Raw genomic sequence first — 23,913 nt, 5'->3', positions numbered from 1 at the left:
CATGAGTTCCCCTCTGGTCAACAGAAGACAGTTCCTCGGCGGCAGTTTGGCCGTTGCGGGGGCACTGGCCTTCACCGGATGTGCCCCCACCGGGCCCGCCAGTGCCACAACGGTGCAGTTCTGGCACCTACTCAGCGGCGGTGACGGCATCACCATGGAAGGCCTGATCGACGGGATCAACGCTGAGCACAGCGACTTCTTCATTCGCCCCACAGTGTTGGCGTGGGGCACCCCTTACTACACCAAGCTCTCGATGGCCGGGGCAGGAGGCCGCGCACCGGAACTCGCCATGATGCACGCGGCAAGGGTTCCCGGTTATGTCCCCGGAGGACTTCTCGATCCGTGGGACCTCGACATGCTGGCAGAACGCGGCGTCAGCTCAGAGACCTTCACCGAACCCGTCTGGGAATCGAGCGTGGTGGACAACCAGCTCTACAGTGTTGCCCTGGATGCACATCCCTTCATTGCCCTGTACAACCGTGACATCTGCGAAGCAGCCGGCGCTTTGGACGACGAAGGGCACCTGCAGCGACCGGACAATCCCGATGACTTTCTCGAGATGTGCCGTCAGATCGCAGCCGTGACGGGTGGGCGGGCTCTCTCCTACGGGTTCCTCGGCGATGGTAACCAGATGTGGCGCCTCTTCTACACGCTCTACTGCCAGCACGGGGTCGAAATGCGATTCCCCCAAGGCGGCACCGCTGAATTCGACCGAGAAGCCTTTGTATCGTCGTTGGAGTTCATGCACCAGATTGCCGATGGGGAAGTCGCCGCGCGGCAAGGGACCATCGACTACGCCATTGCAGAGTTCGCTGGGCAGCAGACCGGTATCCACTTCACCGGTGTCTGGGAACTTCCCACCATGCAAGAGGCCGGTGTCCCCGTGGATGCCACCATGATTCCCCCAGTCTTCGGTCAGGAAGCCGTTTACGCCGACTCCCACTCATTCGTCCTGCCCCACCAGTCCGAACCCGATGAGGAAGCCCGAGGTCACGCCTACACGTTCGTCGCGGAACTCCTGAAGAACTCCCTCGCTTGGGCCGGTGCCGGCCACATCCCCGCCTACCGGCCGGTCCTTGAGGACCCGGAGTACGCAGAGCTGCTGCCGCAGGCCCACTACGCCGAGGCAGCCGACCACCTGGTCTATGACCCCACAGCATGGTTCACCGGGTCCGGCTCCAACTTCATTCAAGACTTCGGTCAGATTGTCGGCGGGACCATCGTCTCCGGAAGCGGTTACGAGGCCGCCGCCGACGCGTTTCAGGAGCACGTGGATGCGATTCTCGCCAGAGCCAATCCTGCAAACCCGGAGGAGGGGTGAACCATGACCGATGTCGCCGCCGAACGCAGTGCCATCGCTCCTCGGGATGACGTCGTGCCCGAAGCGTCCAGTACCGGTTCCACCGCCAGCGCAGCCAGACGGCGGAACCAGCTCATCGCGTGGGCTTTCTTGGCCCCGTTCATGGCCGCGTTTGTCCTATTCGTCATCTGGCCGCTGACACACGGGGTATACCTGTCGATGACCGACCAGTCATTGACTGGAGCTGGCGGGCGATTCATCGGACTGCAGAACTACTCAGAGGCACTATCTGACCCTGTGGTCTGGTCCTCTATACGCAACACGGTGTGGTTCACTGTGATATCGACGGTACCGCTGATTGTCTTCGCATTAGTGATGGCGCTTTTGGTCAACACTGGCCTGCCAGGCCAGTGGCTATGGCGGCTGGCGTTCTTTATGCCCTTCCTCCTGGCCTCAACTGTTATCTCCCAAATCTGGATGTGGATCTTCAACCCAGAGCTCGGAGCGGCAAATGAGATTCTGCAAAGGTTCGGAATTGAGCCGATCGCCTGGTTGCAGACCGAACACATCGACATCATCTCCATCACCATCGCCACCGTGTGGTGGACCGTCGGATTCAACTTCCTGCTCTACCTCGCCGCTCTGCAGAACATTCCTGATCTGCAGTACGAGGCAGCCGCAGTGGACGGCGCGGGGCGGTGGCGCCAGCTGTTCTCGATTACGCTGCCGCAGCTTGGTCCGGTGACGGTGGTGGTGGTGATCCTGCAGATGCTGGCGTCGCTGAAGCTTTTCGATCAGGCCTACCAGATGATGGACGGCGGCTCGTCCGACACATCACGGCCGATTGTGCAATACATCTTTGAGGCCGGCTTCACCGGTTACCGATTCGGCTATGCGTCTGCCATCTCCTACATTTTCTTCGCACTGATCGTCATCGTTGGAATTTTCCAGATGGTGATCCTGTCCCGCCGGAGGGAAAACCGATGAGTTCCGCAGTGGCAACCATGCCGCAAACCGATGTCACCGTTTCAGTAACGCCGTCTCGCAAGCCGGGGCAGAGTCCTTACAGCGCTGCCAGAGTCGTGGCGTTCATTGCCTTGGCTGTGATGGCGCTGCTGTGGCTGCTCCCCATCCTCTGGGCTGTGGCGACAGCCTTCAAGACGGAAACGGATGCTGCTTCCGGTGGGCTCAGCCTCATCGGTGAAAGTGGGGTGACGACCCAAGCCTTTGAGACTGTCCTCGCCGAGGGAAATGTCTACATTTGGGGACTGAACAGCCTCTGGACTTCCGCAGTCATCACTATCATTACAGTCGCAATTTCAGCGCTGGCTGCATATGCATTTTCGCGGCTTGAGTTCTCGGGACAGAAGATCATTTTCATTGCCGTTATTGCCTCGATCATCGTTCCGCCGCAGGCATTGATCATCCCCCTGTACTACCAGATGTTGACGTTCAACATGGTTGACACCTATTGGGGTCTGATACTGCCCCAGGTGGTAATGGCGCCTATCGTTTTCATACTCAAGAAATTCTTCGATGCTGTTCCCATCGAATTGGAGGATGCCGCGCGAGTGGATGGCGCCAGCAGACTGCGAGTCTTTTGGTCGGTGGTGCTCCCACTGTCCCGGCCCATCCTGGGTGCGGTCTCTATCTTTGTGTTCATCCAAGCCTGGAACAACTTTCTCTGGCCGTTTCTCATCATCAATGACACGTTTCTGATGACGCTGCCAGTGGGTCTGCAAACTGTGATGAGTGCCTACGGAATTCAGTACGCTCAGACTATGGCCCAGGCAATACTGGCAGCTTTGCCCCTGATTGTGGTGTTCCTACTCTTCCAGCGCCAAATCGTGAAGGGGGTGGCAACCACAGGATTCGGAGGCCAGTAGAGAACTACCCCAGCGCAGCGTCAACACGTGAGACCTTTCACCAGCATTAGGAGCAACATTGTCAGCAGCACGCATTATCTTGGACCGTGACTTTCAGGTCGGTAAGGTCCCACGCCGGCTCTTCGGGTCATTCGTGGAGCACATGGGCCGGTGCGTCTACACGGGTATCTACGAGCCGGGTCACCCAGAAGCTGACGAACGAGGGTTTCGGCAGGATGTGCTGAAACTCGTGAAAGAGATGGGCCCAACCGTAGTCCGCTACCCCGGAGGCAACTTTGTTTCCGGGTACCGCTGGGAAGACGGTGTCGGCCCTATAGAGGATCGTCCGCGGCGCATTGACGGCGCCTGGCACACCATTGAAACCAACGCCTTCGGGCTTCATGAGTTCATGGAGTGGGCCAAAGCAGCAGATGTTGAAGTGATGGAAGCCATCAACCTCGGAACCAGAGGGGTGGAGGCAGCTCGGGCCCTCGTGGAATACGCCAACCACCCCTCGGGCACCTACTGGTCCGATCTCCGTCGGTCCCATGGCGCAGAGGAACCGTTCGGTATCAAATTATGGTGTCTGGGCAACGAGCTCGACGGGCCTTGGCAAATAGGGCATAAGACGGCTGATGAGTATGGTCGCTTGGCGCAGGAGTCAGCCAAAGCTATGAAGCTTGTCGATCCGGAGATCGAGTTGGTGGCCGTCGGCTCCTCGAGCAAATCGATGCCCACCTTCGGCAGTTGGGAGCACACAGTGCTCAGCCACACGTATGAAGAGGTCGACTTCGTTTCTATGCACGCTTACTACCAGGAGCACGACGGGGACGCCGCTAGCTTCCTGGCTGAGGCAGTCGACATGGACTCCTTCATCGAGGGAGTGGTAGCAACCATCGATGCGGTCAAAGCAGCCGGTAAGCACACCAAGCAGGTTGATATCTCCTTCGACGAGTGGAATGTGTGGTACCAACGCGGTCTGAACTCAGACGACCAGCCTCACCAAGTGGCTAAAGAGTGGAAGACTCACCCTCGGCTGATCGAAGACTCCTACTCCGTAACCGACGCGGTGGTGGTTGGAACGCTGCTGCATTCGCTCCTGCGCCATGGGGATCGAGTCAAAATTGCCAATCAAGCTCAGCTGGTCAACGTGATTGCTCCCATCCTTTCGGAAGAGGGGGGACCGGCTTGGCGCCAAGCATCTTTCTGGCCCTTCGCCCGGATGTCTGAGCTGGCGCAGGGCAACATTATGCAGCTCGTTGTCGACTCCCCGAAAGTGCCGACAGCGAAATTCGGCGACGTGGACGCTGTTGATGCGACTGCCACTTGGGACGATGAGGGCGGAAAACTGGCTCTCTTCGTCGCGAATCGCGGGCTCAAAGAGGCCACAGAGATTACCCTCGACCTACGGGGTCTTGCACCGACCTCAGTCTTACGCGCTGAGTTGCTCACGATTCCCGAAGGAGGAGATCGGCATGTGGCGAACACCTTGGAAAATCCAGAGGCGGTGACGCTGGTGCCACTGGACTCAGTTGGCATAGAGGACGGAGTCGTCAATCTTCGACTGCCCGCCTTGTCGTGGGCAGTAGTGCAGCTGGAGACCACGCAGATCTAGCTCTCGAGTGACATCTCTGGGGCGGCGACGCGGTGCAGGCAGACTCAGCGACTACGATGGTCTGGTGACATCTGAGACTCCTGCAGCCGAACGCCCGGATCATACGGCCCAGACCGTGTTGGTCGTTGATTATGGCGCCCAGTACGCCCAACTCATTGCCCGTAGGGTTCGGGAGGCCAGGGTCTACTCCGAGGTCGTTCCGCACACCCTCTCCGCAGCCGATCTTCTGGCCCGCCACCCCGCCGCGGTGATCCTCTCAGGAGGCCCCTCCAGCGTCTACGCTGAAGGCGCACCTGCGGTGGAACGGGAGTTGTTCGAAGCCGGTATCCCCGTGCTGGGCATATGCTACGGCTTCCAAGCGATGGCTCACGCGCTGGGCGGAGAAGTCACACGCACCGGTCAGCGCGAGTACGGTAAGACCGAAGTCCGGGCCACCACTGCCCCGCACGGGTTATTGGACGGTACCGACCGCGTGCAGACCACCTGGATGAGTCACGGGGATGCGGTCACTGCCGCGCCGGACGGATTCGAAGTCCTCGCGGTGTCGGAAGCGGCACCTGTAGCCTGCTTTGCTGATGAAGAGCGCAAGCTCTTCGGCGTGCAGTGGCACCCGGAGGTTAAGCACTCGCCACAGGGACAACGCGTCATCGAGAATTTCCTCTATGGGGGAGCTGGGCTTCTACCCGAGTGGACCACCGGAAGCATAGTCGAGGAGCAGGTCACTGCGATCCGGGAACAGGTTGGCGAGGCTCAAGCCATCTGTGGGCTCTCCGGGGGCGTGGACTCTGCTGTGGCCGCAGCCCTGGTGCAGAGGGCCATCGGCGACCAACTGACCTGCGTGTTCGTTGACCATGGGCTGACGCGCGAGGGGGAAGCTGAACAGGTCGAACGGGACTTTGTAGCAGCTACGGGCGCCAAACTTCATGTGGCGGATGAGAAGAAGCGCTTCCTCTCCGCACTCAAAGGAGTGACCGACCCCGAGGAGAAGCGCAAGGTCATTGGGCGCGAGTTCATTCGCGCCTTCGAAGAAGCTGAACGGAACATCCTGGAGGAAGCACAGGCCGAGGGCGCAACAGTTGAGTTCCTGGTCCAGGGCACCCTCTATCCCGACGTCGTCGAATCCGGCGGCGGCGAAGGGGCCGCCAACATCAAGTCTCATCACAATGTCGGTGGGCTGCCCGAGGACTTGGAGTTCAAACTGGTGGAGCCGCTGCGCGCGCTTTTTAAGGATGAGGTGCGAGCCGTCGGTGCTGAACTCGGACTCCCGGCTGACATCGTTCAGCGTCAGCCCTTCCCCGGACCCGGTCTCGGCATCCGAATCATCGGTGAGGTGACCGAACGCAACCTCGATATCCTCCGCACCGCTGATTCCATCGCCCGTGAAGAGCTCACCCGCTCCGGGCTGGACTCCGAGGTGTGGCAGATGCCGGTGGTCCTGCTAGCTGATGTGCGCAGCGTCGGCGTCCAAGGCGATGGGCGTACCTACGGACACCCCGTGGTGCTCCGCCCGGTCAGTTCGGAAGATGCCATGACGGCTGACTGGTCGCGGCTGCCCTATGACCTACTGGCGACCATCTCCAACCGCATCACCAACGAAGTGGAGGAGGTCAATCGGGTAACCCTCGACGTGACCTCGAAACCGCCAGGGACGATCGAGTGGGAGTAACGATAGCCTGCGTTCCAGACCTGTAAGTGTTGCGGAGGGAACCGGTGCCAGAGAATACGTCAGCCTCTTCTGCGGAGTCTCCTGTCCACGAGGATTTTGAGTACGACGAGGAAGTGGTATTGCCTCCAGCTGTGTCTTCCCCTGAGCCTGCTGAGGAACCCACGACCCATCACACCGCTCCGATTCTCTCCTGGATCGAAGCCCAGGGCACTGGCACTGAGAACGACACGATGCTGCGGTTTACCCCGAGCCAGCACAACGCAATAGACCTCACCGAAGCGAACTCGTCCGGCCTGATGCAGCTGTTCGGCGGGCGTCGCACACGCCTGTCCACTCTGCTCAACGACGCCAGCGTGCTGGAACCGGGGCTGAAGGCGGCCTCAAATATTCGCAGCAAAATCCGGGAGCTCTCCGAAGAACGCGGAATCGACGTTGGATTCTTAGCCGCAGGGATCGCCTCATGGACTGAGTCCACCTCCGCTGGGACTGAGTCCTTCACCGCACCGGTGATGCTAGTCCCCATTACGCTGCGCAGCCGGGCTGAGACGCATACCGGATCGACTGACTACGAACTTCAGTTCACAGCTTCCGCTGGGCTCAACCCTGCGCTGCGGCGTCACCTGGAGCAGGTACACGACGTCGCCCTTGACCCCCATGCTTTCCATCAAGCCGGTTACGTCACCGCGCGGTTTGATCCCTCCCGGACCGCAGATCTACTGACGAAGATCGCTGCCAGCGCCTCCGAGGCTGACGCTGACTCTCCGTTGAAGAGCCTCCAGGTGTGGAAGCAGCTCTACGTCTCGACCTTCGCCGACCTCGCGGACCTGGGCAATCCTTCTGCGCTGAATTTGGATCACCCCCTGCTGCAGCATCTCGCGGAGGGTAAGAGTCTCAACCAGGATGATGCGCTGGCCCGGGTTGTGGAGCTAGAACCGCTGGATGAACGTTCCCCAGCGGATGAGCGACTGATTTGTGATGCGGACCAGGACCAGCAGCGCGCGCTCGACGCTGTGCTCTCCGGGGTGTCGACCGTTATATCGACGCCACCTGGGACAGGACAGACACAGACGGCTGTGAACGCAGTGGCCGGACTCGCCTGGTCAGGAAAACGCGTCCTGGTAGTCGCGGAACGTTCCGATACTCTCACCGAGTTTTCTGAGCGGCTCTCCGCGGCCAAGGCGGGAACACTGGCCGTCAACGTGACGGCGTCGTCGTCACCCGAGGACCTCAAAGCTCAGATTGTTCGGTCCATCAAGCGCGCTGAACGTGCCGAGCCACCCCGATTGGGAGAACTGCACCGCAAACTAGCTCAGCGCCGGCACGAGCTGCGCGACCACGTGGCCAGTTTGCATAAGGTGCGTGAGCGCTGGAACTGTTCGCCGTACCAAGCAATGCAGGCTCTTGCCGCACTCATCAGCCTCAACCCTGCTCCCAGCACTGCTGTGCGACTGAAGCGCTCAGTTTTGGATAACACCGTCGACCGGTCCGGCATCGCAGTCAAACTCAAGCGCATCGCTGAACTGGGTGAGTTTTCTTCTGAGACGCGCCACAGCCCATGGTTCGGGGCGAAACTGTCCAATCGGCAAGAAACCAGGGACGCTCAGGTCCTCGTGAATCAGCTGCACGCCGAGTTGCCTGACCTGTGGGAGAAGATCGAGGCAGCCTGCCGGTCAGCCAACGTCACACCGGGTGAGAGTTTCGCGCAGTGGCACTTCCAGGTGCTGCTCTTCCAGCGGGTCCAAGAGTCGCTGGGGCGTTTCAGCAGTGACATCTATGCTCGCGACGTCGACGACCTGATCGCCGCAACGGCTCCCGGGTGGTGGCGTCGGCAGAACAACGTCGAGATGAGCTCAATGGCACGTTCCCGGCTGCGTCGGGTCGCTAAGGAGTACATCCGCTCCGGTGTCTCGATCAATGACCTTCACGGTTCTCTGGTCGATGTCCAATCCGAACGCGAGGATTGGGCGAAGTGGGCGAACACCAACGACCGCGGAGACGCCTCCTTGCCCCAGGTGCCCAAGAACCTGGACTCGCTCGTTGATCGAGTCGGGCAGGTTCAGACCCGGCTGGAGAAGTTGGCGGCGGTGCTGCTGCCTATGGACGACGAAGGCTCCACTCTGTTTGACGTCCCGGTGGACACACTCTTCTCTACGGCAGAAGCCCTCGCGCAGGACGAGCATTCCCTGCAGACTCTGCCCGAACGAACCCTGCTGGCAGAACAGCTACGTGAACAGGGATTCGGGGAACTGCTCACCGATCTGGCCGAGCGCGAGATCCCCGCGAGCCACGTAGCAGATGAACTGGAGCTCGCCTGGTGGCAGTCTGCCCTTGAGGCGATGATCTCCGGGGACGAATACCTCGCTATGACCTCCGGGGAGAACCTCCGGACGATCGAAGCTGAGTTTCGCGCAGCTGATGCAGCCCATATCGCGACCGGTGCTCAACGTCTCAACCACACCCTGGCAGTGCGGTGGAAATCTGCGGTGGAATCCCACCCAGAGGCAGCTGCTCATCTGCGAGGCCTGCTGCGGGAAGCCCAACCCACCGTGGCGGACCTGGAGTCAGTAGCGGCCGAGCTGACCCAGCCTCTGGTGCCGATCTGGGCAACGTCCCCGCTGGGCCTCGCGGCACACTTCCCCGTGGCCGGCGAAGAGCCTAGTTTCGACGTCGTTGTCCTACTCGACGCCGCAGCACTTGCCGTGCCAGCCGCTCTGGGCGCTATCTCACGAGCTCACCAGGTGGTGGCATTCGGTGATCCCGCCAGTGGGGCCCCCAAGCCGATGATTGTCTCGGCAGATCCGATTGCTCGCGAAGCTGAGGCCCAGGTGCCGGAGTCCAGTTACGCAGAGTTGGCACGCATTCTCCCTGAGCATTCGCTGCGCCACGTTCATCGTGGCGTCGACCAGGAGCTGACCCAACTGCTCTCAGCGGAGCTCTACGGCGACATGCTCGTGCGCCTGCCTGACGCCTCCCAACTCACAGGCCAGGGAAGACGCTTCAGCGTGGAGGAGGTTCAGGGCAGCGGGGGTCGGGAACCAGTTGAGTCGCCCACCGCTGAGGTCAATCGCGTGGTGGATTTGGTGTTCGAACATGTCCGCGCTCACCGGAACCGGTCATTGGCCGTCATTACGGGCTCCGAATGGCACGCCAAGCGGGTAGCGGACGCGATTCGCCTCCACCTGGCAAACCATCCCTGGGCTTCCCCGTTCTTCGAACACGGCGCAGCCGGCGTCCCAGGTGGTTCCGGTGCCGGAGCGGCAGGTGCAGGAACCGGAGAGAAGTTCGTCGTCGCCCCTGTGGAACGCGCTCATGGCATCGTACGAGACGATGTGATCTTCTCCATTGGATTCGGCCGGAGCTTCAAGGGAGAGCCTGCCCATGAATTGGGTGAACTGTCCGGACCTCGGGGCAAAGAGTACTTTGCACAGGCCGTCACTCGAGCTCGGGGGCGGTTGACCGTGGTAAGTTCGATCGCTTCTGCGGACCTGGACCGCAGCAGGCTCACCCAGGGTGCGGCGCTTGTCTACGACCTCCTGAAGCTCGGAACGGGGGACAGCTCCAATCCATCGGGATCTGCAGAACTCGACGACCCCCTTGTCCTCGATCTGGTGGACCGCATCAGGGCACGCGGCGGCCGGGTTGAGGACGGTTTTCGGGGCACCTTGGATCTTGCGGCCTGCCCGCGCCGGATCGCGGCCGAGAGCCCTGTGACGCCCGTGGCCATGGTGTCCGACGGGACACAGCAGTATGCGGCGCTCACAGTGCGCGAGCGCTCCCGACTGCGCCCCGAACGCTTTGACACCCTCGGATGGCACTACATGGTCCTGTGGACCATTGAAGTATTCAGCGATCCCGGTGCCACGACCGAAATGGTAGCCCAGAAGGTAGGGCTTGGCTCCGGTCCTGAGTTCGCTCAGCATGGCCGTGGAGTGCTGTCACACACCACAGGGCCGGTGCACTTCGGTGGAGCCGCTGATGCGCAGGACGAGGACTCTCACCGCCGCAACAAGCTCTGGCTCTCCCCCCAGGAGCGCAGACGCCAGTCATGAGCAATCCTGAGATGTCTCCACCCGAAGGAGAGGAACAGAAGAGGCCGCCCCACGGGCGGAGGAACCGCCGTGTCACGGCACCGGCCACCTCAGGCCAGTCGGAGGCTGTGGAATCACAGGTCTACGATCCGTTGAGCGCTGAACGCACCGGAGCCGAGAATGAGGGCCAGCAGAGAACAGATTGGCTTAAGTCGCAAAGGCCCCCCCACTGGGAAGGCTGAATGGCCCCCCTGGCACAGGTAAGAGTGACAGGCCTCAGGAAGCGGATTCGGCCAGCAGCACCTCAGCCGCCAGCTTCCCGAACGCATTCGCAGCCTTGGGGCTATCACCAGTGATGAGGCGGCGGTCACGGTGGCACGTGCCATTGGCCGTGGAATTCACCACGTTGACGCCCAGCTGAGCCAGACGCTCCCCGCAGAACCACGGCATAGGGCCGGGCATGTACCCCAGGAACGGCGTGACCCTGTCCATTCGGTCGGGGAAAACTGCCATCGAATACCCCCGATAAGCGAAGGCAGACGGAGATTGCCCAAGATTCTCCGCGAGCAGCGCTGCAGGGCCGTGGCAGATGCTGAGCATAAAGAGGTCTTCCTCGATCGTCCACCTGATGACCCTCTGCAGATCCTCGTTCTCGGGTAGGCCGAGCATGGCACCGTGACCGCCGGGAATGAACACAGCGGCGACGTCCTGATGCGCCTCCAATGTCGAGACGAAGTCACTGAGGGAATCCGGATTGGCGAAAGCATCACGGTAGCGGTTATAGATGTCCTGTACTGCCTCGTCCTGGTCTGGCATGGCCCACATTTCGATAGCCACCGGGCGTCCTGTCGGAGTGACTATGCCAATATGGAAACCGGCCTTTTCCAAATGGAGCATGGGCACCAGCATTTCCACAGGATGATTGCCAGTGGAGAACTTCTTGCCATTGCGCATCGTCATTTCACGCTGCTCGGTGCACACCATCAGGATCTTTTTTCTCGATCCCCGGGGCGAGCTTTGGTAGATCGTGTTGTCGTAGTCGGTCACAGAAGTAGTGGCCATCTTCAGCGCCAGGCGCGAAGGTGAGTAGCCACCGCGCTCATCGGCCTGCGGACCAATTCTGACGACGGACCTGATGTTCTGCCACATTTTCCAGCCTCCATTCCTGAGAGGTCAGCGGATCTCATAATTGGACTCATCATAATTCTCTCCGCCGATCAGGGGAGCATGTCTCAGCGAATTTCGGCGATTTCCCCACCGCCTGGGCGACGCCGCCCAACACGCCGCGCACTCCACACAAGAGTGGGGGTGGGCTCCCCTCGCCTACAAGATTCCGCACGCTGGGCGTCATGACCAGTGACAGGATCATCCGCCCTGTGCCCAAGCGTGCCCGCAAACCCTCCGGAGCGGGCCCGACTGCAGTGGTCGATGTCAACGATCGCCCACAACAATCCGTCCCCTTCATCCCCGAGCCCCCAAAGGGGGACAAGTCACCGGATCGGAGTCGCACGCGGGGCCAACAGCCGCCCAGGGAATTGTCCAGACCCAATAATCCTCGCCGCGTCCGGCGGCGCCTGAAACCGGGTGGGCTCTTCCGCTTGATACGACGGTTTCGGATTGGGGTTGCGCTGGCTCTCGCTCTCGCCGCAGCCGCCGCTGCACTCCTAGCGGGCGAACGTTCGGACGTGGAGATGGCAACAGCCGTAAGAGTGACCACGGATGTGGTCGCCGGCGAGGTACTCAATGCCGCGGTGTTGGAGCAGGAAGAGGTCCATGCGGTGGCAGTACCTGATCACTACAGCGCAGATCTCGGCGACGTAATCGGTCAGACCGCGGCAGTGGCCCTGCCCGCTGGGTCAGTGGTCCATCCGACCCAACTGGTGGGCCCCGGTCTGCTCACCGGACATGAACCCGGCACGGTGGCGGTGCCGGTGCGTCCCGCAGATACAGCAATCATCGGACTGCTGTCACCGGGTCAGCGGGTCGATGTTACCGTTTCACCTGACGCTCCGGAGTCACAGGGAGGCTCTCGCCGGATCGCAGAGGCTGTCCCGGTGATATGGATCCCGCAGGACGAGTCAGAGAACTGGCTTGGTGCCACCAGTGAGTCCAAGAACGTGGTCATCGTGGCAGTAGACGCTGCTACGGCGGGGGAGATCGCTGAGGCTACGAGTTCGGGCAGGGTACACGTGAGCCTGGTCAGTGCAACTGAGTGAGTAAAGAAGTGGCGTGGAGCCGTCTCTAGTGTGAGGAGGCTGCTGGGGTCTTAGCCGCGGAACTTCCTGAGTCCGTGGAGGCACCACTGGTGGAGGCTGGCTTTTCCGAGGCAGAACCTTCACTGCTTCCAGCGGCAGCTGTGCTCTCCCCTGAAGAGTCACTGCTGGAGGACGCCCCGCGTGAATCAGTCCGGTAAAAACCCGACCCCTTGAACGTCACACCTATATTCCCGAACTTCTTGCGCAGCCGACCGTGACATTGCGGACATTCCGTCAGCGAATTATCGGAGAAGGACTGCACGACGTCGAACGCGTGATCGCAATCCTTGCAAGCATAGGCATAGGTGGGCATGACAGCGGTCCTTCACGATTGGCACTCTAGAACTTCGAGTGCCAATTATAGGGTCTAGACGCCAAATACGCGGTATTCAGTCACTGCCCGGGAAACTCGCAGGTCGTGGCGTTCGACAGGAAAGGACCCAGGCGGCATCACTTCCTCAGAATGCACCACAGCGATCAACTCGCAGCTCAGGCCCGGGTGATTCTGCAGCACGGACGTCAACCGTTCGGTCGTCGTGTCGTAATACCCACCACCTTGCCCCAGGCGAGCGCCTCCAGAGTCCAGCGCCAATGTGGGAACGAGCACCACAAGTGGGCTGGGGCACTTCCCACGGGCCGCAGCCGCTTGCACGACCAGCGCTTCGACGTCATGGGTGGAGCTCGTTGATGGTTCGCTGATCGGCAGCTTCGAATGCTGGCGCAGCTGCGTCTGTGGGGTCCAAGGTGCCCACCTGAGAATCCGCCCTTTGGGCGGCACCACCGGCAGGTACACGCTTCCTGCGCGGGCAACGTGCCGCTCCAAGAACCGCAATACATTCGGCTCTCCGGGAAGTGGCACGTACCCAGCAACCACAGCCCTGGGGTGGACATGGCGTTCCAGCGAGGCAGCGATCGCCTCGCCTCGGCGTACAAGCTCCGCAACGGAGAGCTGGGCCCTGCCAGCCCTCACCTTCCGCCGGATCTCGGCTTTGGTGACCTCACTCATATCAAATCCACGATTGCACCCACATGCGCAGCCGCCACTGGTCGTAGGGAATGAACTCTGCGGTCCACACGGGCCAAAAGAACACCGATACAGCCACTGAGAGCAGAACGAAGCAGAGCACCATCACGGTATTGCGTTGCCGGGCAGACGCGATCTCGGCCGCCGACCGAACCTGTCCGCTCCGGAGGACGGTCCCAGTGCCTACTCGCAGAAGCAGGGACGCCAGTACCACCACGGTGAGGATGACGAAGGGGTGGTAGCTGATGGTGTAGAAGAAAAACATGGTTCGGTCGGGGAACATCAGCCACACAGCGCCCCCGGCGATGAAACCGGAGAGTATTGCCCCGTGTCTCCAGTCCCGGCGCCCCAGCCACAAGACCAGGACTACCAGCAGGCCCAGACCTCCGGCCCACCAAATGAGCGGATTCGCCAGGTCTACGATCGCTGAGGAGCAGGACTCTGCCTGGCATATTTCCGCTGTGTGTTCATACTCTTCGCCCTGACTCCGACTTTGATAATGCATTGACACGGGACGGCCCACGAACGGCCACGTCAAAGGATGTGAGGCGTACTCATGTTCTGATTCCAGACCAGTGTGGAACTCCGCGGCAGATCCGTGGTAGTTCCACAGGGCGCGAATAGCGTTGGGTACCAGCGCCACCAGACCGCTGGGCTCAGTGTCATAGGCTTGGCGTCCCCAACCGGTGTCACTGACCAACCAGCCGGTCCAGGAGGCCAGGTACGTTCCAGCAGCCACCGGAAGAACCGTCACTATTGCTGGAAGAGCGTCGAACAGCAGCCCGGCTCGAAGCCAGTTGCGGATCCCGACGATGCGGCGGGCTTGGACATCCCAGAGCACGACCATAATGCCGAAGACCAGAACAAAAGACAGAGCTGAGAGTTTCACCGCCACCGCACAGCCCAGCAACACCCCAGCAATGAGTCGCCAAGGACGCCACAGCAGCATAGGGCCTCTCGCCCATTGTGGAGACTTGCCCGGGGTCGCGGCAGCCCAGGCGGCCAGACGGCGTCGACCGCTGTATCTGTCGGCCAGAAGAGCCCCGAAGGCTGCAAGAACGAATAGCATCAGAAAGATGTCCAGCAGGGCGACCCGTGACATCACAAGGTGGTGGCCTTCCACGGCGGTGAGAACCCCAGCGACACCACCGAGAAACACCGAACGGAACATGCGTTGTGCGACCAATGAGATCAGCAGTGCACCCAGGGCACCGGCGACGGCTGATGAGAACCGCCATCCGAAGGGATCCTCCACCCCGAAAGGCAGGATCCCCAGAGCAATCAGCCACTTACCCAGCGGGGGGTGCACCACATAGGAGCCTTCGTTGGTAGGCTGTGGATCGCCGGCCAGCCAGTCATCATCGGCGCTATCCGGCCAACTCAGTTCATAACCAGCCTGCAGCAGCGCGTAAGCGTCTTTTGCGTAGTAGGTCTCGTCGAAGATCAGTGCGTGAGGATTGTTGAGGCCGTAGAGCCGCAGCCCCAGCGCGCAAGCGAAGATCGCCAGCGGAACGACCCACCCCATGAGGCCAGGCGCGAAATGCTCAGCGCCGAGCTTGGCCTCGAAGAACAGCCGGGTCCCTCGCGATCCGGTGGGGGAGCGGCGCTCAGTCAGGGTCTCGGCGCGGTTCACCCTGGATATGCTACTTGCCAGCAGAGACATTTCAGTGGAACGAAGGAGAACATGCAGGTGCTAGACCCGTCCGAGGATTGGCTTTGGGATGCCCCAGTCGTCCTTGCCGCCACTCCCATCGGGAACCTGGCCGACACCACCGAGCGGTTACGGATGTTGATTCGCAGCGCCGAGGTGATCGCCTGCGAGGACACCCGCAGCACACGCCACCTGCTCCAAGCCCTAGGTGAGCGCACAGAGGCCCGGTTGGTGAGCCTGCACGAACACAATGAAGCCAGCCGTTCGGTTGAGCTCGTTGAGCTGGCCCGCGCCGGGACCCGAATCCTTGTGGTCTCTGATGCGGGCATGCCGGCAGTCTCGGACCCCGGGCGCCGCCTCGTGGCGGCTGCGATCGAAGCTGAAGTTGCCGTCACCGCAGCCCCGGGCGCCTCCGCCGTCCCCACAGCGCTCGCACTTTCTGGCCTCCCCACTGAGCGGTTCACCTTCGGCGGATTCGTCCCCCGCAAACAAGCAGATCGCCGCAGGCTGCTCGACCGGCTGCAGCATGAGCACTGGACGACAGTCCTGTTCGAATCCCCACATCGGATCGTTGCCACCATCACCGAATTCGCCGAGGTGCTCGGCGGACGGCGCCGTGCGGCTGTCGCCAGAGAACTCACAAAAAAATACGAGGAAGTTCTGCGCGGAGAGCTCAGCGAGCTGGCAGAGGCGCTCGCACAGCGTGAGCGCGACGCAGGAATCAAGGGCGAGATCGTCCTGATCTTGGACAGAGCAGCACTCAGCGATGGTGGTGAAGTAGAGCCTCTGTCAGTGCAGGACGCCGCCGGGATCGTTCTCCAGAGCGCTGCCGCGGGCGAACGGCTCAAGGTCGCAGCGAAACGAGTCGCTCAGGAGCACGGGATGAATGCAAGCGAGTTGTATGACGCGGCGAACCAACTCAGAGGCTCTGACGGCTGACACTGCCGTTGCCCGTCCAGCTTGGCGCTGGTTCATCATCGGGTATGCCCAGGGACTGGTGGTTAGACTGGCGCGGTGACTACTGCTCAGCCTATTCATGAAACGACTACCGAGCCGATCACCCGAATTGGGGACCACATCAACGTCACCCACGGTGTCGTGGCGTTGGGCGAGGCGGAGCCTGGGCACCCCGTCTATGCCGTCAGCAACGGGGCCGGGGGATGGCTCGACATCACCATCAGCAGTTTCCTCGAGCAGGTCAGGAAAGTTGCCAAGGGGCTCATAGGCCTGGGTGTGAAACCCGGAGACAAAGTGGCCGTGATGTCAGCGACCAGCTATTCCTGGGCAGTGGTGGATCAGGCCATCTGGTTCGCCGGGGGAATATCAGTACCGATCTATGAAACCAGTTCAACCCACCAAGTCGCCCACCTGCTGGCCAACTCCGATGCCCAGCTCGTCCTCATCGGCGACGAGGGTCTTCGGAGCACAGTCCAAGGCGGAGCCAATATGGCCGGTGGCAAAAAATCTGGCCTAGAGATCTACTCCATAGCGTCAACCGCCGACCTGGATGAAATTGCTGCGAATTCAACCAACGTCACCAATAGCCAGCTGGAGACGGCCAGGACGACCGCTCGCGCTGATGACGTCGCCACATTGGTCTACACCTCAGGAACCACCGGAAAGGCCAAGGGCGTAGAGATCACCCACCGCAATCTCGTCGAGGGAGCGGCCAACATCGTGCCTTTCGCCTCCGACATTTTGGGCGAAGGGGAATCGCGGACACTGCTTTTTCTCCCCCTCGCCCACGTGCTGGCCCGTGCGGTCCAGCTCATCTGTCTGCACCGCGGCATCCAGGTCGCGCACACTGCTGATACTTCGACGTTGCTGGATGATCTGGGCACCTTTAGGCCCACCTGGCTGCTCGTGGTGCCGCGGGTGTTGGAGAAGGTCTACCATTCGGCAGCAGCTAAGGCCGCAGAGGATGGAAAAGGTGCCATCTTTGAGGAGGCCCGCAAAACGGCTGTTGCCTATTCGCAGGCCCTGCAGTCTGGTGCTGACGGTACAGCTTCCGGCCCGTCCCTGGGTCTGCGCGCCAAACACGCGCTGTTTTCCCCGTTGGTCTACTCCAAACTGCGCGCGAAACTCGGAGGAGAAGTCACCCACGTGGTGTCAGGTGCTTCGCCCCTCAACTCAGAGATCGCCCATTTCTTCGCAGGGATTGGCCTGCCAGTGCAGGAAGGGTACGGGCTCACTGAGTCAACCGCTCCCATCACACTGAACATCCCGGGAGCTACCCGCGTCGGCACAGTTGGCCTTCCTGTGCCTGGCAATACTGTGAAAATCGCCGAGGATGGGGAGATCCTGCTCAAGGGGCCAGTGATTTTTCGCGGATACTACAAGCAGCCGGGGGAGACGGCGGAGGCCTTCGACGACGAAGGATTCTTCTACACCGGGGACCTCGGTTCCTTGGACGCCGACGGATTCCTTTCTGTGACCGGCCGGAAAAAAGACCTCATCGTCACCGCCGGTGGTAAGAACATCTATCCGACGCCGTTAGAAGAGGCCGTGCGCAGTGACCGCTTGGTAGCCCAGACGGTTATCGTGGGTGAGGGCCGGCCGTTCGTCGGCGCTTTGGTATTCCCCGATCCGGAAGCAGTGCACGCATGGGCGGAACACCACGGATACGGTGAACTCACCCTTCGGGAAGCGCTCGCTGACGGTGTGGTGTCTGAGGCGCTCCACGCGGAGATCCAGCAGGCGGTGGATCAGGCCAATGCGCATGTGTCTCGGGCGGAATCGATCCGGTCGTTCAGGATCGTCGATGCGGAGCTCAGTGAAGACTCCGGGCACCTGACACCGTCGATGAAGCTCATCCGCGCCAAGGTGCTTGAGGATTTCGCCGATGTTGTCGAGGACGTGTATACGGCCTAGTTCCCGTCCTGTCTTCCATGCATGAGTGGGGACAGCGGGCGTTCAGGGCCGGTCGGCTGCGCGCAACGCGGCGGCGATGCGCGTGAAATCGTGGATGTTCAGCGTCTCACCACGGGCTTGCGGGTCCACCTCAGCCGCACGCAGAGCCTGCTCGGCCAGTGCTCCAGTGCCTACGAACCCGCTCAGGGCTGCGCGCAGCGTCTTACGCCGCTGGGCGAATGCGGCGTCTATCACGGAGAAGACTTCCTGCCGGGTCAGCTCCTCCGAGGCAGGCTCGCCTCGGTCGAATCGCACCAGTCCAGACGATATGCGAGGCTCGGGCCAAAAGACTCGCTTACCCACGACCCCAACTTTCCGTGCCTCAGTATCCCAGGCGATTTTGGCGCTGGGGACACCATAGATCTTGGACCCGGGTGCAGCCGCCAGCCGGTCAGCGACTTCATCCTGAACCATCACTAGGCCCTTCCTCAGACTGGGGAGGACCTCCAACAGGTGAAGGACCACCGGCACCGCCACGTTGTACGGAAGGTTGGCGACCAGGACAGTGGGTTCCCCCAGCGACCCGGGTTGGAGCCGCAAGGCATCCTCGCGGACCACAGTGAGGTTCGCGGACTTCTCGGGACGCATACGCTGCACGGTCTCAGGCAGCTGCGCCGCCAACTTCGGGTCTATCTCCACGGCCGTGACATGTTCGGCCTTGTCCAACAGGCCCAGGGTCAGCGATCCCAGTCCGGGCCCCACTTCCAACACATGCTCATCACCGGCCAAGTCGGCCAAATCCACTATCCTGCGGATGGTGTTTGGGTCGATGACGAAGTTCTGCCCCCACCGCTTGGTCGGCCATATGTCCAGTTCCTGAGCCAACCGGCGGATATGCGCTGCAGAGAGCAGACCTGGCAAGGCCCCGTCAGCGGGAGGTGAGGTGGTGCCGGTCATCGCGCTGCAGTCCACTGCCCGTAGGCCTGGTGGGTATTGAACATGACCTGCTGGCACAGCTGACTGAGCTCAGCTCCCCGCACCTCGGCCATGAGGCGCATCGTCTGCGGCACCATATACGGTGCGTTCGGCTGACCCCGGAAGGGATGCGGTGTCAGGAAAGGGGAATCAGTCTCGACCAGAATCAGGTGTGGATCTGCGATTCTCAACGCCTCCCGCAGATCATGCGAATTCTTGAACGTCACGCTCCCGGAAAAGCTCATGTACCAACCATTGCGGTTGCATATCCGCGCCAGCTCAGCGTCGCCGGAGAAGCAGTGGAAAACCACCGAGGAGGGAAGTGACGGGGCATCGTGGAGGGCTGCCACCACATCGCTATGCGCATCGCGGTTATGAATCTGCATGGCAAGCCCGCGCTCTGACGCCAGCTGGATGTGATCAAAGAAGCTCTTGCGCTGAGCGTCTCGACCCCACTCGGCGGTCCGGAAGTAGTCCAGACCGGTCTCTCCCACGGCGACGACCTCGGGCCGGGTGGCGAGTTCGGCTATGCGATCGAAGGCGGCGTCGTAGCCGCCCGTTTCCGCCAGGTGCGGAGCGTCATTGGGGTGCAGGGCCACAGCTGCCTTGGCACGGTGATCTCCTAGGGCCGCGCGAACTGCAAACTCGCTGCTGGCGGCGTCGTAGCCGACCAGGATCGCACCGGCGACTCCCACGCTCTGAGCAGTATCGAGATGCTGGGCGACGCTGACCTCCACCAGGCCGTCCCTGAAGTCCAGATGCGCGTGATTGTCGATTACCGGTACCGGCAGCGGCTCCGGGGCCGGCGGATAATCCAGTCGGCGTTTCTTCTTGGACTTTTCGTCACTCTGGCTGCGCACCGGCCCGTCAACCTCACCCGTGGTGGGGCTGATCTCCGGCCGGTAGGCGGATGGTGTCTCACCGGAATTCGCAATAGCCTCACTCACAGCAACCCAGTGTATCCACAGCCAGCAGGGCAGCAGAGCGGGACGATGTGCTGTGCAGAAAACGGAGGCCGGAGAAATGGGTGGTCAGGGCTAAGGTTGAGGGAATGAGAGACAGCGAGTTCTTCGGCCATGTCACGGCCTTGGCCCCGGGTAAAGTGAACCTGAGCCTGCGGGTCGGGCCGCTGCGTGCCGACGGCTACCACGAGGTGGCCACCTTGTACTATGCCGTCTCCCTCTATGAGGAGGTCCTCGCCAGTCCCCGGCAGGACGGCGCGATCACCGTCTCCCTGTCGGAGCGCTCAGCTTTCACAGGCGTAGAGCATCAAGACCAAATGACTGGCGGGACAGTTCCGGCGCAGATCCCTCTGGATGAGAATAACCTCGCCTATCAGGCGGCGGCCCTGCTGCGTGAGGCTCTCCAAGCGCGCGAGGCTGCGACCTTGAGTTTCCCCGGCACAGAGCGTCCCAGCTACGGCGTGGACCTCACCATTACCAAGAATGTGCCTATTGCCGGTGGTATGGGGGGAGGCTCAGCCGACGCCGCGGCCACGCTGGTCGCCTGCTCGGCGCTCTGGGAGGCGGGACTCACCAAAGAGCAGCTGGCGGAGCTGGGCGCACGCCTAGGCGCTGATGTGCCGTTCGCGATCTTCGGCGGCGCGGCCGTTGGGCAAGGCGTGGGGGATAACCTCTCGCCTCTGCTGACCCGCGGAGAGCTCCACCTGGTTATTGTCCCGGCCAGCACGGGCCTCTCCACACCGGAGGTGTACAGAAAGCTCGATGCTATGCGCGACGCCGTTGAGCTGACGGCTGATCAGCCCGAACTCGACGACGACCTAGTCCGGGCTGCCTGTGCTGCGGACGCGGAGATGATCACCACTCTGATGACCAATGACCTGCAGGCTCCGGCAGTCTCGATGCTGCCAGCCCTCGACGACATGATGGACGCCGGCATGGCAGAAGGTGCGATGCAGGGTATGGTTTCCGGTTCTGGTCCCACGGTGATGTTCCTAGCACGGGATGCGTCGGCGGCCAGCCGGTTGGCCACCGGATTGCAGGAGCGGCTCGATGTCTGGGCCATTCCAGTCTCGGGTCCAGCGCCCGGGGCACGGCTGCTGTAGATCATGGGCGAAGAAGGCGTGCTCCTCGCTGTAGTTTTCGGCCTCATCTTGGTGGCGGCGGTCCTGCAACGGATCACCGGCCTGGGATTTGCCATGATGCTCGCCCCCTTCCTGGTGGTCATCCTGGGTCCACACACCGGAGTGATGCTGACGAACATGTTGGCTTTCGTGGCCCCACTGCTCATGCTTGCCCTCGTCTGGCGAGAGATCGAATGGCGGCGTCTGCTGATTATCGCTCCAGTGGCGCTCCTGGTCATGCCACTGTTCGGCTGGATTGCAGCCGTTTCGGCACCCGGACCGCTTTACATCGTGGTGGCATCGTTGGTGCTGATCGGGTTGTCCCTGTCACTGATCGTCAGCCGCATCCACGCCCGGGCGGACGGTCCCCTGACTCGAGTCCTCACCGGGATCGGGGCTGGCGGCGGCGTCGTCTTGGCCGGAGTGGGAGGACCCGCCATGACCGTGTATGCGGTGGTCTCACGGTGGAATGTCAGATCTTTCGCGGCCACTTTGCAGCCCCTGTGGATCCTTCTCTCGGTTGCCGGATTTCTGACCAAAGTCACCTTTAGCGGCGACGAAATTCCCGTTTTCCCCTGGTGGTTTTGGATCGGAAGCCTGGTCGTCATCGTGGCCGGACTGGGCATCGGCACCTTGATGCGCAGCTGGGTTCGTGATGCTGCCGTGCGAAGGCTGGTGATCTTCCTGGCATTCGTGGGGGCGCTGCTGTCCCTGATGACCGGGATCCGCGAGACCATCGGGGCTTAGACGCTTCGATTTGTCCAGGCCCAGAGTGTCACTACCCTAGACAAGTGGCACATCTACTTGGCGCTGAGGCTCTGCACATTGAGTATCCGACGCATACTGTCTTCGAATCCATCACCCTGGGCGTGAACGAAGGTGACCGGATCGGCATTGTCGGTCATAACGGGGGCGGCAAATCGACGCTGCTCGGGATGCTCTCCGGAAGCGTAGAGCCAGACTCCGGACGAGTGACTCGCCGCAATGGAGTCCGCTTCGGAGTGCTGGACCAGTCTGATGATCTGCGACCTACCGAGTCAGTGGGTTTCTCGATCGTCGGCGATCAGGCCGATCATGAGTGGGCCTCGGATGCAAAGATCCGTGAGGTCATCTCCGGGCTGGTCACCGACCTTCCATGGGAAGCCACCATTGACTCGCTCAGCGGGGGCCAGCGCAGGCGCGTCGCTCTGGCGAAGCTGCTCGTGGGGGAGTGGGATCTGATGGCCCTCGATGAGCCGACGAACCACTTGGATCTGGAAGGTATCGCATGGTTGGCGGACCATTTGAAGCGCCGCTGGGCCAAAAACTCCGGTGGGTTACTGATCATCACTCACGACCGATGGTTCCTCGACGAGGTGTGCACGACCACCTGGGAGGTTCATGACGGTACGGTGGAACCCTTCGACGGCGGCTATGCCGCCTACGTGCTCCAGCGCGTTGAACGGGACCGCCAGCAGGCCGCAGTAGAGGCCAAGCGGCAGAACCTCATGCGCAAGGAACTCGCCTGGCTACGCCGCGGCGCCCCCGCGCGCACCTCGAAGCCAAAATTTCGGATCGATGCCGCTAATCAACTCATCAGTGATGTTCCTCCGCCGCGGGACAGCATCGAGCTGAAGAAGATGGTGACGGCACGGTTGGGCAAAGACGTCGTCGACCTGTTGGATGTCTCCGTCTCCTACGGAGAGAAATCTGTCTTGCAGGATGTTACGTGGCGAATCGCACCGGGTGAGCGCACAGGAATTTTGGGTCCAAACGGCGCCGGAAAATCTACACTGCTGGGATTGGTCGCCGGCACAGTGGAGCCCAGCTCCGGGCGTGTAAAGCGCGGCAAGACCGTTGAGGTCGGCATCTTGGACCAGCAGTTTTCGCAGCTGGCAGAGATCGAAGGTGATCGGGTCCGAGACGTGCTCGCCCGGGAAAAGACCGAAGTCATGGTCGAGGGCAAAGAGCTCACCCCGTCTCAGTTGTTGGAACGCCTAGGCTTCTCCCGCGCGCATCTGTCCTCGCGGGTGGGGGACCTCTCAGGCGGCCAGCGCCGTCGTCTGCAGCTGCTGCTGGTGCTGCTCAGCGAACCGAACGTGATGATTCTCGACGAGCCGTCGAACGACGTGGACCTGGACATGCTCGCCGCGATTGAGGACCTGCTGGACTCCTGGCCCGCCACGCTTCTGGTGGTCTCTCACGACCGCTACCTTCTCGAACGCGTCACCGACCAGCAGTACGCCATCCTCAATGGCACGTTCCGCCACGTCCCCGGTGGGGTGGACGAGTACCTGAAGCTCAGAGAGCAGCAGAACACCACAATCTCCAACCCCAAGCAGCCGAACCCCACGGGCTCAGCAGAGCAGAAGGAGGCAGCCCACAGCATCTCCGGTCCTGAACGCCGCGCCGCACAGAAGGAAGCCTCCTCCATTGAGCGGAAGCTGCAGAAACTTACGGAGAAGGTCCGGGACCTCGACACGCAACTGGCCGCACATGACCAGAGCGACTTCGAAGCCCTGGGGCAGATCACGGCAGAGCGGCAGCACGTCGCGGCGGAAGTGGACGAGCTTGAGGAACGTTGGCTGGAGCTCTCCGAATTGACCGACTGATATCGTGCAC

General features: G+C 61.6%; 18 protein-coding genes and 1 pseudogene. 13 read left to right on the top strand and 6 right to left on the bottom strand.

Annotation, left to right across the window (positions count from 1 at the left end):
• Position 1: 1 nt before the first annotated feature.
• From FH975_RS04215 to FH975_RS04190, 6 genes are all read left to right on the top strand, one after another.
• Positions 2-1,321, top strand: coding sequence for a substrate-binding domain-containing protein (locus FH975_RS04215; protein WP_162320214.1), 1,320 nt, complete (start codon positions 2-4; stop codon positions 1,319-1,321).
• Positions 1,322-1,324: 3 nt separating this feature from the next.
• Positions 1,325-2,287, top strand: a complete 963-nt coding sequence (locus FH975_RS04210; protein ID WP_162320213.1) for a carbohydrate ABC transporter permease — start codon at positions 1,325-1,327, stop codon at positions 2,285-2,287.
• Positions 2,284-3,186, top strand: coding sequence for a carbohydrate ABC transporter permease (locus tag FH975_RS04205; protein ID WP_162320212.1), 903 nt, complete (start codon positions 2,284-2,286; stop codon positions 3,184-3,186). Before FH975_RS04210 ends, FH975_RS04205 begins: the two co-directional genes overlap by 4 nt.
• 58 nt (positions 3,187-3,244) lie before the next feature.
• Positions 3,245-4,780 carry an arabinosylfuranosidase ArfA gene (gene arfA, locus FH975_RS04200; protein ID WP_162320211.1) on the top strand — a complete coding sequence of 512 codons (1,536 nt, stop codon included), beginning with the start codon at positions 3,245-3,247 and terminating at the stop codon, positions 4,778-4,780.
• A gap of 115 nt (positions 4,781-4,895) precedes the next feature.
• Positions 4,896-6,446, top strand: a complete 1,551-nt coding sequence (gene guaA, locus FH975_RS04195) for a glutamine-hydrolyzing GMP synthase (protein ID WP_162320605.1) — start codon at positions 4,896-4,898, stop codon at positions 6,444-6,446.
• 44 nt (positions 6,447-6,490) lie between these two features.
• Positions 6,491-10,495, top strand: coding sequence for a DUF4011 domain-containing protein (locus tag FH975_RS04190; RefSeq protein WP_162320210.1), 4,005 nt, complete (start codon positions 6,491-6,493; stop codon positions 10,493-10,495).
• 255 nt (positions 10,496-10,750) lie between these two features.
• Here FH975_RS04190 and hchA read toward each other — a convergent pair whose 3' ends face one another.
• Positions 10,751-11,623 carry a glyoxalase III HchA gene (gene hchA / locus FH975_RS04185; RefSeq protein WP_162320209.1) on the bottom strand — a complete coding sequence of 291 codons (873 nt, stop codon included), beginning with the start codon at positions 11,621-11,623 and terminating at the stop codon, positions 10,751-10,753.
• A 200-nt stretch (positions 11,624-11,823) separates the two neighbouring features.
• On the opposite strand from hchA, the gene FH975_RS04180 reads away from it, so the two are divergent.
• Positions 11,824-12,690 carry an RcpC/CpaB family pilus assembly protein gene (locus tag FH975_RS04180; RefSeq protein ID WP_162320208.1) on the top strand — a complete coding sequence of 289 codons (867 nt, stop codon included), beginning with the start codon at positions 11,824-11,826 and terminating at the stop codon, positions 12,688-12,690.
• A 74-nt stretch (positions 12,691-12,764) separates the two neighbouring features.
• Positions 12,765-12,887 (top strand): hypothetical protein, encoded by a 123-nt coding sequence (locus FH975_RS16875; protein WP_328821803.1) that lies wholly within the window; start codon positions 12,765-12,767, stop codon positions 12,885-12,887.
• A gap of 62 nt (positions 12,888-12,949) precedes the next feature.
• Here the strand turns inward: FH975_RS16875 and FH975_RS16870 are convergent.
• The 3 genes and pseudogenes from FH975_RS16870 to FH975_RS04165 form a co-directional block, all read right to left on the bottom strand.
• A pseudogene (locus tag FH975_RS16870) lies at positions 12,950-13,042 on the bottom strand (FmdB family zinc ribbon protein); the annotation flags it as partial.
• Positions 13,043-13,096: 54 nt separating this feature from the next.
• Positions 13,097-13,735, bottom strand: coding sequence for a 5-formyltetrahydrofolate cyclo-ligase (locus FH975_RS04170; protein WP_162320206.1), 639 nt, complete (start codon positions 13,733-13,735; stop codon positions 13,097-13,099).
• A gap of 1 nt (position 13,736) precedes the next feature.
• On the bottom strand, positions 13,737-15,386 hold the full coding sequence (locus tag FH975_RS04165; RefSeq protein ID WP_328821772.1) for a dolichyl-phosphate-mannose--protein mannosyltransferase: 1,650 nt from the start codon (positions 15,384-15,386) through the stop codon (positions 13,737-13,739).
• Between the two features lie 51 nt (positions 15,387-15,437).
• On the opposite strand from FH975_RS04165, the gene rsmI reads away from it, so the two are divergent.
• Entirely contained in the window at positions 15,438-16,343 is a 906-nt protein-coding gene (rsmI, locus tag FH975_RS04160; RefSeq protein ID WP_162320204.1) for a 16S rRNA (cytidine(1402)-2'-O)-methyltransferase, read from the top strand.
• A gap of 75 nt (positions 16,344-16,418) precedes the next feature.
• On the top strand, positions 16,419-18,275 hold the full coding sequence (locus FH975_RS04155; protein WP_328821771.1) for an AMP-dependent synthetase/ligase: 1,857 nt from the start codon (positions 16,419-16,421) through the stop codon (positions 18,273-18,275).
• 42 nt (positions 18,276-18,317) lie between these two features.
• On the opposite strand, the gene rsmA is transcribed toward FH975_RS04155, so the two are convergent.
• Together rsmA and FH975_RS04145 are read right to left on the bottom strand one after the other, a co-directional pair.
• Positions 18,318-19,211, bottom strand: a complete 894-nt coding sequence (gene rsmA, locus FH975_RS04150) for a 16S rRNA (adenine(1518)-N(6)/adenine(1519)-N(6))-dimethyltransferase RsmA (RefSeq protein ID WP_162320203.1) — start codon at positions 19,209-19,211, stop codon at positions 18,318-18,320.
• Positions 19,208-20,176, bottom strand: coding sequence for a TatD family hydrolase (locus tag FH975_RS04145; RefSeq protein ID WP_328821770.1), 969 nt, complete (start codon positions 20,174-20,176; stop codon positions 19,208-19,210). Before FH975_RS04145 ends, rsmA begins: the two co-directional genes overlap by 4 nt.
• A gap of 104 nt (positions 20,177-20,280) precedes the next feature.
• On the opposite strand from FH975_RS04145, the gene FH975_RS04140 reads away from it, so the two are divergent.
• Genes FH975_RS04140 through FH975_RS04130 form a run of 3 tightly spaced genes read left to right on the top strand, consistent with a single transcriptional unit; the run spans position 20,281 to position 23,903 of the window.
• Positions 20,281-21,294 carry a 4-(cytidine 5'-diphospho)-2-C-methyl-D-erythritol kinase gene (locus FH975_RS04140; protein WP_162320202.1) on the top strand — a complete coding sequence of 338 codons (1,014 nt, stop codon included), beginning with the start codon at positions 20,281-20,283 and terminating at the stop codon, positions 21,292-21,294.
• A 3-nt stretch (positions 21,295-21,297) separates the two neighbouring features.
• Entirely contained in the window at positions 21,298-22,059 is a 762-nt protein-coding gene (locus FH975_RS04135; RefSeq protein WP_162320201.1) for a TSUP family transporter, read from the top strand.
• A 44-nt stretch (positions 22,060-22,103) separates the two neighbouring features.
• Positions 22,104-23,903 carry an ABC-F family ATP-binding cassette domain-containing protein gene (locus FH975_RS04130; RefSeq protein ID WP_162320200.1) on the top strand — a complete coding sequence of 600 codons (1,800 nt, stop codon included), beginning with the start codon at positions 22,104-22,106 and terminating at the stop codon, positions 23,901-23,903.
• Positions 23,904-23,913: the final 10 nt, after the last annotated feature.

It is taken from the genome of Nesterenkonia haasae (assembly GCF_010119385.1).
Lineage (GTDB): Bacteria > Actinomycetota > Actinomycetes > Actinomycetales > Micrococcaceae > Nesterenkonia > Nesterenkonia haasae.
This window is presented reverse-complemented; position numbering and strand designations above follow the sequence as displayed.

Bases quoted from the DNA above. Each gene is read 5' to 3' on its own strand.
- FH975_RS04170 (WP_162320206.1), bottom strand. From the start codon at position 13,735: ATGAGTGAGGTCACCAAAGCCGAGATCCGGCGGAAGGTGAGGGCTGGC.
- FH975_RS04205 (WP_162320212.1), top strand. From the start codon at position 2,284: ATGAGTTCCGCAGTGGCAACCATGCCGCAAACCGATGTCACCGTTTCA.
- FH975_RS04140 (WP_162320202.1), top strand. From the start codon at position 20,281: ATGAGAGACAGCGAGTTCTTCGGCCATGTCACGGCCTTGGCCCCGGGT.
- FH975_RS04210 (WP_162320213.1), top strand. From the start codon at position 1,325: ATGACCGATGTCGCCGCCGAACGCAGTGCCATCGCTCCTCGGGATGAC.
- FH975_RS04180 (WP_162320208.1), top strand. From the start codon at position 11,824: ATGACCAGTGACAGGATCATCCGCCCTGTGCCCAAGCGTGCCCGCAAA.
- FH975_RS04135 (WP_162320201.1), top strand. From the start codon at position 21,298: ATGGGCGAAGAAGGCGTGCTCCTCGCTGTAGTTTTCGGCCTCATCTTG.
- rsmI (WP_162320204.1), top strand. From the start codon at position 15,438: ATGCAGGTGCTAGACCCGTCCGAGGATTGGCTTTGGGATGCCCCAGTC.
- hchA (WP_162320209.1), bottom strand. From the start codon at position 11,623: ATGTGGCAGAACATCAGGTCCGTCGTCAGAATTGGTCCGCAGGCCGAT.
- rsmA (WP_162320203.1), bottom strand. From the start codon at position 19,211: ATGACCGGCACCACCTCACCTCCCGCTGACGGGGCCTTGCCAGGTCTG.
- FH975_RS04215 (WP_162320214.1), top strand. From the start codon at position 2: ATGAGTTCCCCTCTGGTCAACAGAAGACAGTTCCTCGGCGGCAGTTTG.